Consider the following 14,147-nt stretch of genomic DNA (forward strand, 5'->3'; position numbering starts at 1 on the left):
CGGCGCATGACTTCCGGCCGGGCTCGGCAAAGCGGTGGCGGGCTAAGCTCGCAGGGTTCATCCGGGGAACCCATCATGCCGATCCGCCGCACCCTGCCCATCGCCGCACTCGCCCTCGCCTGCCTGCCCGCCTTCGCCCAGTCCGCCAGTGACATGAAGCGCGACGGCGTGGTCCGCGAGGAAGTCGGCAACCGCGTCAGCGAGAACATTCCCGCCATCCCGGCCGAGCTGCTGGAACGGCTCAACCGCTACCAGAACACCCGCGGCGCCAACCTCGCCGGCTGGACCCGCGACGGCTGCCTGCTGGTCAGCACGCGTTTCGCCGAAACCGCGCAGGCGCACCGCGTGTGCCAGCCGATGGGCGTGCGCGAACAGCTCACCTTCTATCCCGAGCCGCTGGGCGGCATCACCGTCGCGCCGTCGACCTCGAAACTGGACGGCTTCGCGTTCGGCAAGGACAAGGGCGGCGACGAGTTCTCGCAGCTGCACTGGTTCGACCTCAAGACCCGCAACGTGTCCCTGCTCACCGACGGCAAGCGCACGCAGAACGGCGGCGCGCTGTTCTCGCGCGATGGCGCGCGCATGGCCTACAGCAGCACGGCGCGCAACGGCACCGACACCGACATCTGGGTGCGCGACGTCGCGACGGGTACCGCGAAACCGCTGCTCACCACCGGCGGCAGCTGGAGCGCGCAGGACTTCTCGCCCGACGGCAAGCGCCTGCTGGTGACGAAGTACGTCTCGGCGTCCGAGTCGTACCCGGGCGTGGTCGACGTCGACACCGGCAAGCTGGAGCTGTTCCCCGTCGATGGCGGCAAGGCAGCGTTCGGCGGCTTCGCCTTCGCGCCCGACGGCCGCGCGGTCTACTTCGTCTCCGACGAACCGTTGCCGGGCCAGGCGCAGGAATTCCAGACCCTGCGCTACCACGATCCGGCCAGCGGCAAGTTCGACGTCCTCACCCGCGACATCCCGTGGGACGTCGACGGCTTCACCCTCGCCGACAACGGCAAGCACCTTGCCTACGTCACCAACGAGGACGGCATCAGCAAGCTGCACGTGCTGGCGCTGCCCTCGCACCAGGAAGTGAGGCTGCCGGCGCTGCCGATCGGCGTGATCGGCGGTTTCAGCTTCTCGCCGGACGGCCAGCGTCTGGCCCTGACGCTCAACAGCGCGACCTCGCCCAGCGACGTGTACGTGGTCGATCTCGCGAATGCGTCGCTCGCGCGCTGGACGCAGAGCGAAGTCGGCGGCCTCGACGCGGCGAAGTTCGTCGCGCCGACGCTGGTCCGTTATCCGACCTTCGACCAGGTCGACGGCAAGCCACGCACGATTCCCGCGTTCTTCTACAAGCCCGCCAACGTGCCGGCCGGCAAGAAACTGCCGGTGGTGATCAACATCCACGGCGGCCCGGAAGGCCAGTCGCAACCGACCTTCAACCCGACCGCGCAGTTCCTTGCCAACGAACTCGGCGTCGCGATGCTGGTGCCGAACGTGCGCGGCTCCTCCGGCTACGGCAAGACCTACCTGTCGCTCGACAACGCAGCCAAGCGCGAGGACTCGGTCAAGGACATCGGCGCCCTGCTCGACTGGATCGCCAAGCAGCCCGAGCTCGACGCCTCGCGCGTCGCCGTGCAGGGCGGCAGCTACGGCGGCTACATGGTGCTGGCTTCGCTGATGCACTACAGCGATCGCATCCGCGCCGGCGTCGACGTCGTCGGCATCTCCGACTTCACCACCTTCCTCACCAACACCGAAAGCTACCGCCGCGACCTGCGCCGTGCCGAATACGGCGACGAACGCACCGAGGAAATGAAGCAGGTGTTCGCGCAGATCTCACCGGCGCGGCACCCGCAGCGGATCAAGTCGCGGCTGTTCGTGGCCCAGGGCAAGAACGATCCGCGCGTGCCCTACACCGAGGCCGAGCAGATCGTGAAGGCGGTGCGCGGCAACGGCCAGCCGGTGTGGTACCTGCTGTTCAACGACGAAGGCCACGGCTTCAAGAAGAAGGCCAACGCCGACTACTACGGCGCGGCGACGATCCTGTTCTGGCAGCAGCACCTGCTGGGTGGCGGCGCGAAGTAAGCGCCTGCCACGCCGCGATCGTCCGGACGGCCCGCAGCGATGCGGGCCGTCTGCGTTACGGCAGCCGCCGGGCGCGGATTTGCCGCAGCCGTCACGGAGCCGCTAGATTCGCGGCGGAGGAGGTGGACCATGCATACGGTTTACGTGATCGCGGGCGGCCTGCTGTTGCTGGGGATCTTCGTGCTGTTCGCACGGGCGCTGCGCGACGTGCCGGCGGCGAGGCGGCGCCAGCTGCTGCTGGCCTTCTTCCCGGTGTGGCTGGCGTGCGCGGCCTTCAACCTGTGGGTGGGCGTGGCGCGCGCGGGGTATCCGCTGGCCGACGAGTTGCCGATCTTCGCGGTGGTGTTCGCCGTGCCGGCCGCGGTGGCGTACTGGTGCTGGCTCCGGCAGGCGCGGGGCGGTGACTGACATGGCGACGCCGTTGCTGCGCGACCGCAGCCACCACGACAGCGGGCGCGTGGGCATGGTCGAGTTGTTCTTCGACCTGGTGTTCGTGTTCGCGGTCACCCAGCTCTCGCACACGCTGCTTGCCGACCTGAGCCCCGCCAACGCGGTGCGCGTCGCGGCGCTGCTGCTCGGGGTGTGGTGGGTGTGGATCTACACCTCGTGGGTCACCAACTGGCTCGATCCCGAGCGCCTGCCCGTGCGCACCGCGATGTTCGTACTGATGGTCGCCGGACTGCTGCTGTCGGCCTCGATTCCCCAGGCCTTCGGCGAACGCGGGCTGGTGTTCGCCGGCGCCTACGCCTTCATGCAGGTCGGGCGCACGCTGTTCTTCCTGTGGGCGGTGCGCGATGCGGAACCCCACCGCGTGCGTAACTTCCAGCGCATCCTGGCCTGGATGGCGCTGGCGGCGGTGTTCTGGATCATCGGCGGCTTCGCGCCGGGCGCGACGCGGCTGGGTTGGTGGAGCGTGGCGCTGCTGGTCGAACTCCTCGGCCCGATCGCCTACTTCTGGGTGCCCGGGCTGGGCCGTTCGCGCATCGCCGACTGGGACGTGCAGGGCTCGCACCTGGCCGAACGCTGCGCGCTGTTCATCATCATCGCGCTGGGCGAGTCGCTGCTGGTCACCGGGGCGACCTTCGCCGCACGCGAGTGGGACCAGGCCGCGCTGCTCGGCTTCGCCAGCGCGGTGATCGGCACCATCCTGATGTGGTGGATCTACTTCGATACCGGCGCGCAGCGCGCCGAGCACCGCATGTCCCACTCCGCCGACCCCGGCAGGCACGCGCGCCGCGCCTACACCTACCTGCACGCGGTGATCGTCGCGGGCATCATCCTGTGCGCGGTGGCCGACGAGATCGTGCTGGTGCATCCGCACCACGGCGACACCGCGGCGATGACCGCGATCCTCGGCGGGCCGGCGTGCTACCTGGCCGGCACGGCGCTGTTCAAGTGGAGCACCAACGACCGCATCATCCCGCCGCTCTCGCACCTGGTCGGCCTGGCGCTGCTCGGCGTGCTGGCGTTCGCGGTGATGCGCCTGCATCTCACGCCGCTGGCGACGGGCATCGCCACCACCCTGGTGCTGCTGGTCGTGGCGGTATGGGAGTCGTTCGCGGTGCGGCGGGTCAGGGTCGCCGGCTAGCCCGCCGGCCAGCGGCTGTCAGCCGGCCAGCGTCGCTTCGCAGCGCGCGAACAGGTCGAGCGCCGTGGTGTATTCCGGCGTGCGCACCTGCATCAGGCCGAGCACCGACGAGAACAGGTTGTCCTGGCTGAGCGCTTCGTCGCTGCGCGCCTTCAGGCAGGCCGTATCGATGCCGCGCGACGCGGCGAAGCGCGGCGACAGCCACACCAGCAGCGGCACGCGGGTCTGCGTTGCCGGCGCGATCGCGTACGGCACCCCGTGCAGGTACAGGCCGTTCTCGCCCAACGACTCGCCGTGGTCGGACAGGTAGATCAGCGCCGTGTCGCGGTCGCCCTGCGCGCCGAGGAAGGCGATGGTGCGGGCGATGAAATCGTCGGTCGACAGCACCGCGTTGTCGTAGGCGTTGACGATCTGCTCGCGGCTGCAGCGGTTCAGGTCGGACACGTCGCAGGTCGGAACGAAGCGGCGCAGCCGCGCCGGATAGCGCGCGTAGTACGCCGGCCCGTGGTTGCCGAGCTGGTGCAGCACCACGACCTGGTCGCCCGGATGGGCGGCGATGCGTTCGGCCAGGCCGTGCAGCATCGCTTCGTCGAGACAGCCGTCCTTGCTGCAGGCGCCGGGCACGTCGCCGTGCTCGAACGATTCGAACGCGAGCCCCTCGCACACGCCCTTGCAACCGGTCTGATTGTCGCGCCACAGGGTCTTGATGCCGGCGTGCTCGAGCACGTGCAGCAGCGATTCGGAATGCTTGATCCGGTCCTTGTCGTAGTTGGCGCGGCCGTACATCGAGAACATGCACGGCAGCGACACTTCGGTGGCCGAGCCGCAGGCGCTGACGTTGCGGAAGTTGGCGGGGCCGTCGGGCTGCTGCGCCAACGCGGCCAGCTGCGGCGTGGTCTGGCGCGCGTAGCCGTTGAGGCCCCAGTTCTGCGCGCGCACGGTTTCGCCGACGACGAGCACGAGCAGGCGCGGCTTCGCATCCGCGGGGCGTCCGACCACCTTCGCGTGCGTGCCGACCGGTTCGCGCGGGCGGTTGCGGTCTTTGTTCGCGTCGTGCGCGACCTGCGCCAGCGACACCAGGTAGTTGCCCGGCGTGACCAGGTAACGCAGTTCACGGTGGTTGCGCATCAGCGCGGAAATGCTCTGGAACGACGCCAGCAACGCCCCCGCCGCGACCACCACCGCCAGCACGATGCAGGCCACGCGCACGACGACGGCGCGCAGCAGCGGTCGGCGCTTCAGTCGCACCCGCCACAGCAGCACCGCCGGCAGCACGCCGTACAGCAGCAGCGACGGCAGTGCCGCGAACGAGATGAGCTCGTGCGACTCCTTGCCGTCGGTATGCAGGATGTTGCGCAGCATGTCCGCGTCGAAGTACACGGTGTACGCCGCCATGAAGTACGCCGCCGCCGCGCTCGCCAGCAGCAGCACGGTCAGCAGCGGCTTCGCGGTCCAGCGGTTGAGCAGCACGCCCAGCAGGACGGTGTGCAGCGCGGTGATGGCGACGAACAGGCTGGCCGCGGTCAGCGCGCCCTTGCCGCCGTCCAGCGCGCCGGTCGCGGCCACCGCACGGAAGAAGGTGCCGTTGCTCGCCAGCGCGAAATACAGCGCGGCGACGATCGCCAGCGCATCGACGCTCAGTTCCGGGCGGTAACGCGCCGCACGGGCGCCCCATGAGGCCAGGCGATCGAGGCGCCCGGCCGCTAGAGAGGTCACGGTACTCACTGGAGGGAGGCCGGTGGCGGGATCGACGTCGAAGGCACGGCAGGCGACTGTAGCCCACCGTCCCGGCGCCAGAACAGGCGCTGCATCAGCACCGCCGAACCCCAGCAGATGGCGATGGCCGCCAGGTCGTGCGAGAGGAAGTGCGCCCCGCGCAGCTGCTGGGAGATGCCGAACAGCAGTCCGGCCGACAGGCCGGCAGCTAGGCCGAGCCAGCGCAGGCGCGGCCGCACCGCCAGCAGGAAGAAGTACAGCGCCAGCCAGGTGTAACCGCCGCCGGCGTGGCCGGCGGGGAAGCAGACGCCGCGGCCCATGCCCGCCGGGCGCGGCTCGAACAGGCCGAAATAGGCGCGCGCGCCGCCGTAGCGGGCCAGGTCCCAGGGGCAGTCGATGTTCGACCACGACTTGATCCAGGCGACCAGCAGCGTCGACAGCGCCGTCGCGACCAGCAGGTACAGCAGGGGCCGGCGCAGGTGCCGCCAGCTGGCGCGCATGCTGGCCACCACGAAGGCTGCCAGCACCACCAGCCACGCCGCGGTGCTCAGGTCGCGCCCGAGCAGGTGGATCAGGGTCTGCGTCACCCAGGCGTGGCGGAGCATCCAGGTGTGTCCTTCCCAGGCGTAGAGCCGGTCGGCGAGCCAGAAATCGCCGTGCAGGAGGGTCCACGCGGTGAACACCATCGCCAGCACCAGCAACGGCAGCTGGCCGTGCAGGCGGTAGAAACCCGGTGCGCGCCACGCCGGCAGGGCTGGCGCCACGGCCGCGTCCGCGGGCGGCGCGGCCGGCACGAAGCCCTTGGCGGAGAGGTCGGAAGCGGGAACGGGCATGCGGCGGTCACGGCGGATTCGAAGCCGCGGCGATGGTCGACGGGGCGGCGTCGGAGAACGGTGGGAGCGGCATTCGCAACGCGTTAAACCCATGTGCCGGCGTTCACGTTTGCGGCGGAAGGTGAACGGGGCAGTGCTATCGTCGCGGCGCTCCGACGACGCTTCGACGCCGCGGACCGCAGGCTCCCCGGCCGGCACGCGATGCCGACCCAAACGAGGACTCGTCGACGCATGCGCGTGCTGGTGGTGGAAGACAACCGGAACCTGGTCGCGAACCTGTTCGAATACTTCGAGGCGCGCGGCTACACGCTCGATGCCGCGCCCGACGGACCCACCGGCCTGCACCTGGCGCTGACCCAGGACTACGACGCGGTCGTGCTCGACTGGATGCTGCCGCGCATGGACGGGCGCGAGGTGCTCGCGCGCCTGCGCGACGCCGGGCGCCAGGTGCCGGTGCTGCTGCTCACCGCGCGCGCCGAGCTCGACGACAAGGTGCACGGCTTCCGCAGCGGCGCCGACGACTACCTCACCAAGCCCTTCGACCTGCCCGAACTCGAAGTGCGGCTGGAAGCGCTGATGGCGCGCGCGGGCGGACGCGGCCGCCGCGTGCTGCAGGTGGCCGACCTGCGCTACGACCTCGCCACCCTCGAGGTGACGCGCGGTGGCCGTTCGCTGCACCTGTACCCGGCCTGCCGCAAGCTGCTGGAACTGCTGATGCAGGCCAGCCCCGCGGCAGTGCCGCGCGAACGCCTCGAACACGGCTTGTGGGGCGACGCGCCGCCGGACGGCGACATGCTGCGATCGCACGTGTACGAGCTGCGGCGCAGCGTCGACGGGCCGTTCCCCACCAAGCTGATCCACACCCTGCCGCGCGTCGGCTACCGCCTGGCCGACACCGGCGCGGCGGACGGCACGGAGGCCGACGAATGAACGCCACCACCCCAAGACGCGTGCGCGGGCGCAGCCTGCGCAGCCGCATCCTGCTCGCCCTGCTCGGCTACGTGGTGCTGCTGTCGCTGGTGGTGATCGCCCAGGGCAACCTGGTGCACGAGCGCGCCGAACGCCTGGTGTGGCGGACGATGCTGAATTCGGAGCTCGACCACGTGGTCGAGCGCCTGCGCGACCAGCCCGGCTACCGCTGGACCAATACCAACACCATGGCGCTGTACGACGCGCGCGACGCGACCCTGCCCGCGCCGCTGCGCACGATCGGGCCCGGCCTGCACGACGACATCGACATCGGCGGCCGCTACTACGTCGTGCTGGTGCGCCGCGTCGACGCGCGCACGCTGCTGCTCACGCTCGACGTCACCGATTTCGAACAGCGCGAGGTGCATACCGCGGTGAATGTCGTGGGCGTCGCGCTCGGCCTGATCGTGGTGCTGGGCCTGATCGTCGCCTGGATCGCCAACCGCATGGTGCGCCCGCTCAGCCGCATGGCCGAACAGATCGGCGACCTGCGCCCGGACCTGCCGGCGCAGCGCATCGACGTGCGCGAGTCGGCCAGCTCGGAGCTGCACGTGATCGCCGATGCGCTCAACGACTACCTGCAGCGCAATGCGCGCTTCGTCGAGCGCGAACGCACCTTCATCGACACCGCCAGCCACGAGCTGCGCACGCCGATCGCGGTGATTTCCGGCTCCGCCGAACTCGCCCTGCAGCAGCCCGGCCTGCCCGCGCCGACGCAGCAGCAGCTCGGCCGCATCCGCCGCACCGCGCGCGACGTCGAGCAGCTGATCTCGCTGCTGCTGGTGCTGGCCAAGGATCCGGCGCGGCTGGCGCGCGCCAGCGAACGCGTCGCGCTCGACCAGTTGCTGCCGGCGATCGTCGAAGACCATCGCCACCTCACCCGCGACAAGGCGCTGACGCTCGCGCTGGCGCCGTTGCCGCAGGTCGAGATCAGCGCGCCGCTGCCGATCGTGCAGGCCGCGATCGGCAACCTGCTGCGCAACGCGATCGAGCACAGCGATCGCGGCGAGATCCGCGTCCGCCTGCTGGCGCCGGCGACCGTGGTGATCGACGACCCCGGCCACGGCATGACCCCGGAGGAAATCAGCGCGATCTACGCGCGCATGGCGCGCGGGGGCAACGGCGACCGCGGCGACGGCATCGGCCTGGACCTGATCTCGCGCCTGTGCGAACACCTCGGCTGGCGCCTGAGCCTCGCCTCGGACCAGGGCCGCGGCACGACCACGACGCTGAGCTTCACCAATACGTGAGATGAGCGGCCCCGAGTCGCGCGCCAGCCTTGCTGCGCGCGCTCGCGGCTGGCGCCGGCGTCAACCGACCTTCTGGAATTCGATCGGCGCCGCCGGCTGCAACCACGGCAGCAGCCAGTGGTCGACCAGCAGGAACGCGAACAGCGCCATCAGGTAGACGATGGAATAGCTGAAGACCTTCATCGCATAGAGCTCGTCCGGCGGATCCATCAGCTTCCACGCGTGCCAGATGAACATCGCACCGAGCACCAGCGCGCCGCCCAGGTAGAACCAGCCGCTCATGCCCGCCGCGAACGGCAGCACGGTCACCACCACCAGCAGCACGGTGTAGAACAGGATCTGCCAGCGCGTGTACTGCACGCCGTGGGTGACCGGCAGCATCGGCACCATCGCCTTGCGGTAGTCCTCGCGGCGGAAGATCGCCAGCGCCCAGAAATGCGGCGGCGTCCACACGAAGATGATCAGCACCAGCAGCAGCGCGTGCGACCAGTCCCATTCGCCCTGCATGCCGGTGATCGAAGCCCAGCCCAGCAGCGGCGGCGCCGCGCCGGCGATGCCGCCGATGACGATGTTCTGCGGCGTGGCGCGCTTGAGGAACACGGTGTAGACCACCGCATAGCCGATCAGCGAGGCGAAGGTGAGCAGCGCGGTGATGGTGTTGACCCACAGCACCAGCACCAGCATCGACAGCGCGCCCAGCACCAGCGCGAACGCCAGCGCCTGCCGCGGGGTGATCTGCCCGGCGACGATCGGGCGCCACGAGGTGCGCGCCATCTTCGCGTCGATGCGCGCGTCGAGCAGCTGGTTGATCGCCGCCGCGCTCGATGCCGCCAGCCAGATGCCGAGGAAGCCGAGCAGGCCGCGGCGGGTTTCCTCCGCGGTCGGCAGGCCGTCGATCGCCAGCAGCATGCCCACCAGCGCGGTGAACACGATCAGCGCGACCACGCGCGGCTTGGTCAGGTCGAAATATTGCCGGATGACGGCCGGGCGCAGCGTGCCGCTCATGGGCTCAGTACTCCGGTGCGCGCAAACGCGCCAGCAGCGACACCAGCACGAACAGCAGCAGCGCCGCGCCCGCGTTGTGCAGCACGGCGACGGCCAGCGGCAGGCCGAGCTTGACGTTGGCGATGCCCAGCGCGACCTGCGCCAGCACCAGCGCGGCCAGCAGGCCGCCCCAGCCACGCATGCCGGTGGTGCGCAGCAGCTTCACCGCGAACCACGACAGGTACACGAACACGACCGCCGCCATGATCCGGTGCGCCAGTTGGATCGCGATGCGCGAGGCGCCGTCGAGGATGCCGCCTTCGTAGTCGACGCCGATGCCACGCCACAGCACGAAGCCTTCGCCGAAGTCGTGCGGCGGCCACCAGCGGCCCACGCACTTGGGGAAATCGTTGCCGCAGGCGAGCGCGGCGTAGTTGGCGCTGGTCCAGCCGCCCAGGGCGATCTGCAGCGCCAGCACGACCAGGCCAATGACGATGAGGCGACGCATCGCCACCGCTTCGGCCACGCGGATCGGCTGGTCGGTCGCGCGCCACGCCATCCACGCGAGCAGCCCGAAGGTGGTGAGGCCGCCAAGCAGGTGGCCCATCACCACGATCGGCTTCAGCAGCCAGGTCACCGTCCACATGCCGAGCAGCGCTTGGAAGATGATCACCGCCAGGGTGAGCACGGCGACGCGACTGAGGTCGCTGTTGCTCCAGCGCCACGCGGCCAGCAGCAGCACCGCTTCACCCGCCACCGCCAGCACCGAAGCGGCGCCGTGCTGCCCGCGCATGTACAGCGGGATCGCCACCGCGACCAGCACAGCCGCGACGACCACCTGCAACGCGCCCTTTGCGCGCTTGCGCGCGGCGAGCAGGGCCAGGGTGAGCACGAGCACGCCGAGCAGGCCGGCGATCATGCGGTGCACCTGCTCGCGCCAGGCCTTGTGCGTCTCGAACGGGCGGATCGCGCTCGCGGCGTGTTCGCTGACTTCCTGTGCGGCACCGGGCCAGGTGGCGCGGCCGTAGCAGGTCGGCCAGTCCGGGCAGCTCAGGCCGGCGTTGGACAGGCGCACGAAGGCGCCGAACACGATCACGCCCAGCGCGAGCGCGAGCGCGAGCCAGGCGAGGCGATGGAAGTTGCGGGTGGGACGGGTCGTTACGGTCATGCGCAATGCCTAGAGCCTGTCTGCGGTCTCTGCGTGGGCCGCGCCGGGGCTGCGGGCGCGCAGAGCAAGGAAGAGCGAGGGAGTGTATGTCGATACACGACCGAGCGATGACGCGGGGCTGCGCGTCCGCAGCCCCGGCCCTTCGGGTTGCCCCGCAGTTGCGGGGCAACGCGGGCCATGCAGAGATCGTAGGTAGGCTCTCACTTAAGCTTGAGCAGCTTGGCCAGGTCGGAGCGCAGGTCGCCCGGGTCGGCGCCGGCAGCGTAGCGCAGAATCACGAACCCGTTCGGATCGATCACGTAGACCGGCACGCCGCGACCGCCGCTCCATGCGACCTGGTCGGCGCGCGGCAATTGCGCGCGCAGCGCGGCATCGGCCTGCAGCAGGCGCAGGTTGGCCTGCGGCGGCGCGCCGTCGGGCAGCGCGCACGAAGCGCTCGCGCACAGCCACAGCACGTCGACGCGGATGGCTTCGCGCCCGAGCAGTTCCCACACCGTGTGGATGTCCTTCGCCACCTTGGCGCATTCGGCGCCGCAGTCGGCCGGCGGCGCCAGCGCGATGCGCCAGGTGCGGTTGATCGGGGTCCACCGGTAGGCGCTGCCGTCGAGCAGCTTCGGCGCGACGGCGCGCAGGTCCGCGGGCGGCTGCAGCAGCTCGCCCTTGTTCTTCATGCCGTGCGGGCGCCAACCGGAGAAGCGCAATACGCCGGCGAAGATCAGGCTGCCGAAGAAGATCGCGAAGATGCCCAGCAGCAGCACGCGGTTGCGATTGCGGTGGCGGTGGCGGTGGGGCGACATGGCGGGGTTGCTATCGTTCATGGCGTGCTTTGCGGAACGTCAGGATCAGGGCCGTGACCAGCACGGCGGTGGCCAGCGCGAACCACTGCAGCGCGTAGCCGCGGTGGCGATCGGGCGGGAGGGTGTTGGCCAGCAGTTGCAGGTCGCGCTCGTAGCCCAGCGGCAGCGCCGGGTCCAGGCGCAGCACCCGCGGCGCCAGCGGCGCGGACAGGTGCAGTTCGCGCGCAACCACGGCGGCGTCGATGCGCGTGAGCACCCAGCCGTCGCCCTGGCGGACGATGCCGCGGCCCAGGGCGAGTCCGGCGGACGGCGGCGCCGTCAGCAGGCCGCGTAGTTGCATGCGCCCGGCGGGCCGCGCGATCGCCGGCATGGCGCGATTGCCCGGCAACGGCAGCCAGCCCAGGTCGACCAGCAACGGCGGCGCGCCCTCGGGCCGGAACAGGCGATACGCGTGCACGCCGGCACGGCCGTTGCGTTGCTGGTTGTCGAGCCACAGCGGACCGCGCGCATCGAATTCGCCCCAGCCGGCGCTCCAGTCGTAGTCGTGCGCGCGCGCGGCATTCGCGGCCGCGGCGAGCGGCACGGCCTGGCGCTGCGCCAGCACCTTGTCGACCGCGGCGAGCATCGCCTGCTTCTCGACCGCGCGCTGCGTCTGCCAGAGGCCCAGTCGCGCGAACAGCGCGATCGCCAGCACCGCCAGGGTCCAGCCGACGACGAGGTTGCGCCGGCGGCTCACGCGCAGGTTCCCGGCGGCTGCGATAATGCGCAGGCAGGTGCGCTCGACGCGTGCCGGAGCGTCGCCATGAAGACCTTGCTGATCATCGCCGTCCTGATCCTCATTCTCTGGAACCTCGGTGCCGGCCTCTATTACATGATGGTCGACAAGGGCGAGAGCAAGCGCACGGTGAATGCGCTGACCCGCCGCATCGCGCTGTCCGTCGCGCTGATCATCGGCGTCGTCATCGCCGCCAAGATGGGCTGGATCGAGTTCCACGGCATCGGCCGCAACCCCTGAGCCCCGCCCCGCTCGCCGCAATCGCGGCGAGCCGTGCCAAACCGATACCCACAAAAGCAAAAGGCCCGGGACTTCGGCTCTGCAGCCTCAGCCCGGGCCTTCGCGTGTCGCCTTACAGCACGTAGACGAACAGGAACAGGCCCAGCCACACCACGTCGACGAAGTGCCAGTACCAGGCCACCGCTTCGAACGCAAAGTGGTCGTCCTTGCTGAAGTGGCCCTTGGCGCAGCGGAACCAGATGATCGCCAGCATGATCGTGCCCAGCGTCACGTGCGCGCCGTGGAAGCCGGTGAGCATGAAGAAGGTCGAACCGTAGATGCCCGAACCCAGGGTCAGGTTCAGTTCCTTGTAGGCGTGGATGTATTCCTCGCCCTGGAAGAACAGGAACAGGCAGCCCAGCGCCACGGTGGCGCCGAGGAAGATCAGCAGCGCCTTGCGGTGGCCGGCCTTCAGCGCGTGGTGCGCGATGGTCACGGTCACGCCCGAGGACAGCAGGATCAGCGTGTTGAGCAGCGGCAGGCCCCACGCCGGCACCGTCTGGTAGATGCCGCCGATGCCGCCCGGGCCGTTGGTCGGCCAGCCCGCGGCGTAGCCGTCCCACAGCAGCGCGTTGGTCATGACGCCGTCGCCTTCGCCCGACAGCCACGGCAGCGCGAGCTGGCGGGCGTAGAACAGGGCACCGAAGAACGCGGCGAAGAACATCACCTCGGAGAAGATGAACCACACCATGCCCATGCGGAACGAGGTGTCGACCTGCTTGTTGTAGTTGCCCTTGATCGACTCGCGGATCACGTCGCCGAACCAGCCGAACAGCACGCCGGCCATCAGCGCGATGCCGAAGAAGAACACCGGCTTGCCCCAGCTGGTGGCGTTGAACCAGCTGGCCAGGCCGACCATAGTGGTGAACAGCGCGATCGAGCCGAGGAACGGCCAGCGGCTGCTGTGCGGCACGAAGTAATGGTGGGCGTCTGCGTGTGCTTGTGCCATGGCAGGTGTTCCGGTCAGTGCTGTGCGAAAAGTCAGGGCGCCGCGTGCGAAGCAGCCGTGCTACCGGCCAGCTTCGACGTCAGCGTGTCGTTCTTGAAGAAGGTGTAGGACAGGGTGATCGTCTTCACGTCCGCCGGCAGGTTCGGGTCGACGATGAAGCGCACGGGCATGTCGCGCGTCTCGCCGGCCTGCAGGGTCTGGGCGGTGAAGCAGAAGCACTCGGTCTTGCTGAAGTAACCCGACGCACGCGCCGGCGCCACCGACGGCACCGCGCTGCCGACGATGGCGCGCGTGCTGGTGTTGAGGGCCTTGTAGGTCGCTTCGTACTGCTCGCCGGGACGCACGGTCATGCTCAGCTGGTTCGGCGCGAACTGCCAGGGCAGCTTGGAGTTCACGCCGCCGTCGAACTGCACGGTGATGGTGCGCTCGCTGGTCGCCTTCGCATCCGCCACGCCTTCCGCGGCGGTGCGTTCCAGGCGGATGCCCAGCACCTTCTCGCAGGCGATGCGGTACAGCGGGATCAGGCTGAAGGTGAAGCCGAAGGCGCCGATCGCCACCAGCACCATCTTGGCGATGCCGCTGCTGGGCTTGTGCGTGGCCTTGTGGTCCGTGGTGCTCACTTCGACAGCCCCACCAGGACGATGAAGCCGACGTAGACCGCGACCGCGATCGCCGCGATCCACAGCGCCGTGCGACGCGCGCGCTTGCGGCGCGCGTCGACTTCCTGCGGCGAGAGCGGATGTTGCTGCGGATTCAT

General features: G+C 69.9%; 15 protein-coding genes. 6 read left to right on the top strand and 9 right to left on the bottom strand.

Annotation, left to right across the window (positions count from 1 at the left end; genetic code table 11):
- Window positions 1-75 precede the first annotated feature (75 nt).
- The 3 genes from H8B22_RS06295 to H8B22_RS06305 all read left to right on the top strand — a co-directional run bounded on the left by H8B22_RS06295 (window position 76) and on the right by H8B22_RS06305 (window position 3,670).
- Window positions 76-2,082 (top strand): S9 family peptidase, encoded by a 2,007-nt coding sequence (locus tag H8B22_RS06295; RefSeq protein WP_208456930.1) that lies wholly within the window; start codon window positions 76-78, stop codon window positions 2,080-2,082.
- Between the two features lie 129 nt (window positions 2,083-2,211).
- Window positions 2,212-2,490, top strand: coding sequence for a hypothetical protein (locus tag H8B22_RS06300; protein WP_187713248.1), 279 nt, complete (start codon window positions 2,212-2,214; stop codon window positions 2,488-2,490).
- A 1-nt stretch (window position 2,491) separates the two neighbouring features.
- On the top strand, window positions 2,492-3,670 hold the full coding sequence (locus H8B22_RS06305; protein WP_187713249.1) for a low temperature requirement protein A: 1,179 nt from the start codon (window positions 2,492-2,494) through the stop codon (window positions 3,668-3,670).
- A gap of 18 nt (window positions 3,671-3,688) precedes the next feature.
- Here H8B22_RS06305 and H8B22_RS06310 read toward each other — a convergent pair whose 3' ends face one another.
- Entirely contained in the window at window positions 3,689-5,353 is a 1,665-nt protein-coding gene (locus H8B22_RS06310) for a phosphoethanolamine transferase (protein WP_187713550.1), read from the bottom strand.
- 38 nt (window positions 5,354-5,391) lie between these two features.
- Window positions 5,392-6,219 (bottom strand): phosphatase PAP2 family protein, encoded by an 828-nt coding sequence (locus tag H8B22_RS06315; protein ID WP_225876298.1) that lies wholly within the window; start codon window positions 6,217-6,219, stop codon window positions 5,392-5,394.
- 231 nt (window positions 6,220-6,450) lie between these two features.
- Here H8B22_RS06315 and H8B22_RS06320 point away from each other — a divergent pair, with 231 nt between their 5' ends.
- Both H8B22_RS06320 and H8B22_RS06325 read left to right on the top strand, forming a co-directional pair.
- Window positions 6,451-7,149: a response regulator transcription factor gene (locus H8B22_RS06320; protein WP_187713250.1), complete on the top strand. Its 699-nt coding sequence runs from the start codon at window positions 6,451-6,453 to the stop codon at window positions 7,147-7,149.
- Window positions 7,146-8,438: a sensor histidine kinase gene (locus tag H8B22_RS06325; protein WP_187713251.1), complete on the top strand. Its 1,293-nt coding sequence runs from the start codon at window positions 7,146-7,148 to the stop codon at window positions 8,436-8,438. Before H8B22_RS06320 ends, H8B22_RS06325 begins: the two co-directional genes overlap by 4 nt.
- A 60-nt stretch (window positions 8,439-8,498) precedes the next feature.
- Here the strand turns inward: H8B22_RS06325 and cyoE are convergent, their stop codons facing one another.
- The 4 genes from cyoE to H8B22_RS06345 all read right to left on the bottom strand — a co-directional run bounded on the left by cyoE (window position 8,499) and on the right by H8B22_RS06345 (window position 12,123).
- Entirely contained in the window at window positions 8,499-9,443 is a 945-nt protein-coding gene (gene cyoE / locus H8B22_RS06330) for a heme o synthase (RefSeq protein WP_187713252.1), read from the bottom strand.
- A gap of 4 nt (window positions 9,444-9,447) precedes the next feature.
- The gene (locus H8B22_RS06335) at window positions 9,448-10,590 is read right to left on the bottom strand and encodes a COX15/CtaA family protein (RefSeq protein WP_187713253.1); all 1,143 of its coding nucleotides are present in this window, start codon (window positions 10,588-10,590) and stop codon (window positions 9,448-9,450) included.
- 200 nt (window positions 10,591-10,790) lie between these two features.
- Window positions 10,791-11,387, bottom strand: coding sequence for a hypothetical protein (locus H8B22_RS06340; RefSeq protein WP_407060843.1), 597 nt, complete (start codon window positions 11,385-11,387; stop codon window positions 10,791-10,793).
- Between the two features lie 10 nt (window positions 11,388-11,397).
- Window positions 11,398-12,123, bottom strand: a complete 726-nt coding sequence (locus H8B22_RS06345) for an SURF1 family protein (protein ID WP_187713255.1) — start codon at window positions 12,121-12,123, stop codon at window positions 11,398-11,400.
- A 66-nt stretch (window positions 12,124-12,189) separates the two neighbouring features.
- Here H8B22_RS06345 and H8B22_RS06350 point away from each other — a divergent pair, with 66 nt between their 5' ends.
- Window positions 12,190-12,402, top strand: a complete 213-nt coding sequence (locus H8B22_RS06350) for a twin transmembrane helix small protein (RefSeq protein WP_187713256.1) — start codon at window positions 12,190-12,192, stop codon at window positions 12,400-12,402.
- 112 nt (window positions 12,403-12,514) lie between these two features.
- Here the strand turns inward: H8B22_RS06350 and H8B22_RS06355 are convergent, their stop codons facing one another.
- The 3 genes from H8B22_RS06355 to H8B22_RS06365 are packed head-to-tail and all read right to left on the bottom strand — an operon-like array spanning window position 12,515 to window position 14,147.
- Window positions 12,515-13,390 carry a cytochrome c oxidase subunit 3 gene (locus H8B22_RS06355; RefSeq protein WP_187713257.1) on the bottom strand — a complete coding sequence of 292 codons (876 nt, stop codon included), beginning with the start codon at window positions 13,388-13,390 and terminating at the stop codon, window positions 12,515-12,517.
- Window positions 13,391-13,422: 32 nt separating this feature from the next.
- On the bottom strand, window positions 13,423-14,010 hold the full coding sequence (locus H8B22_RS06360; RefSeq protein ID WP_225876299.1) for a cytochrome c oxidase assembly protein: 588 nt from the start codon (window positions 14,008-14,010) through the stop codon (window positions 13,423-13,425).
- The gene (locus H8B22_RS06365; protein ID WP_187713258.1) at window positions 14,007-14,147 is read right to left on the bottom strand and encodes a hypothetical protein; all 141 of its coding nucleotides are present in this window, start codon (window positions 14,145-14,147) and stop codon (window positions 14,007-14,009) included. Before H8B22_RS06365 ends, H8B22_RS06360 begins: the two co-directional genes overlap by 4 nt.

Source organism: Lysobacter terrestris, from assembly GCF_014489475.1.
In the GTDB taxonomy this organism is placed as follows: domain Bacteria; phylum Pseudomonadota; class Gammaproteobacteria; order Xanthomonadales; family Xanthomonadaceae; genus Agrilutibacter; species Agrilutibacter terrestris.

What these genes read in the sequence shown, in the direction of transcription:
- H8B22_RS06365 (WP_187713258.1), bottom strand. Translation starts at nt 14,147, where the DNA reads ATGAATCCGCAGCAACATCCGCTCTCGCCGCAGGAAGTCGACGCGCGC.
- H8B22_RS06335 (WP_187713253.1), bottom strand. Translation starts at nt 10,590, where the DNA reads ATGACCGTAACGACCCGTCCCACCCGCAACTTCCATCGCCTCGCCTGG.
- H8B22_RS06300 (WP_187713248.1), top strand. Translation starts at nt 2,212, where the DNA reads ATGCATACGGTTTACGTGATCGCGGGCGGCCTGCTGTTGCTGGGGATC.
- H8B22_RS06305 (WP_187713249.1), top strand. Translation starts at nt 2,492, where the DNA reads ATGGCGACGCCGTTGCTGCGCGACCGCAGCCACCACGACAGCGGGCGC.
- H8B22_RS06320 (WP_187713250.1), top strand. Translation starts at nt 6,451, where the DNA reads ATGCGCGTGCTGGTGGTGGAAGACAACCGGAACCTGGTCGCGAACCTG.
- H8B22_RS06295 (WP_208456930.1), top strand. Translation starts at nt 76, where the DNA reads ATGCCGATCCGCCGCACCCTGCCCATCGCCGCACTCGCCCTCGCCTGC.
- H8B22_RS06315 (WP_225876298.1), bottom strand. Translation starts at nt 6,219, where the DNA reads ATGCCCGTTCCCGCTTCCGACCTCTCCGCCAAGGGCTTCGTGCCGGCC.
- H8B22_RS06355 (WP_187713257.1), bottom strand. Translation starts at nt 13,390, where the DNA reads ATGGCACAAGCACACGCAGACGCCCACCATTACTTCGTGCCGCACAGC.
- H8B22_RS06340 (WP_407060843.1), bottom strand. Translation starts at nt 11,387, where the DNA reads ATGTCGCCCCACCGCCACCGCCACCGCAATCGCAACCGCGTGCTGCTG.
- cyoE (WP_187713252.1), bottom strand. Translation starts at nt 9,443, where the DNA reads ATGAGCGGCACGCTGCGCCCGGCCGTCATCCGGCAATATTTCGACCTG.
- H8B22_RS06350 (WP_187713256.1), top strand. Translation starts at nt 12,190, where the DNA reads ATGAAGACCTTGCTGATCATCGCCGTCCTGATCCTCATTCTCTGGAAC.
- H8B22_RS06325 (WP_187713251.1), top strand. Translation starts at nt 7,146, where the DNA reads ATGAACGCCACCACCCCAAGACGCGTGCGCGGGCGCAGCCTGCGCAGC.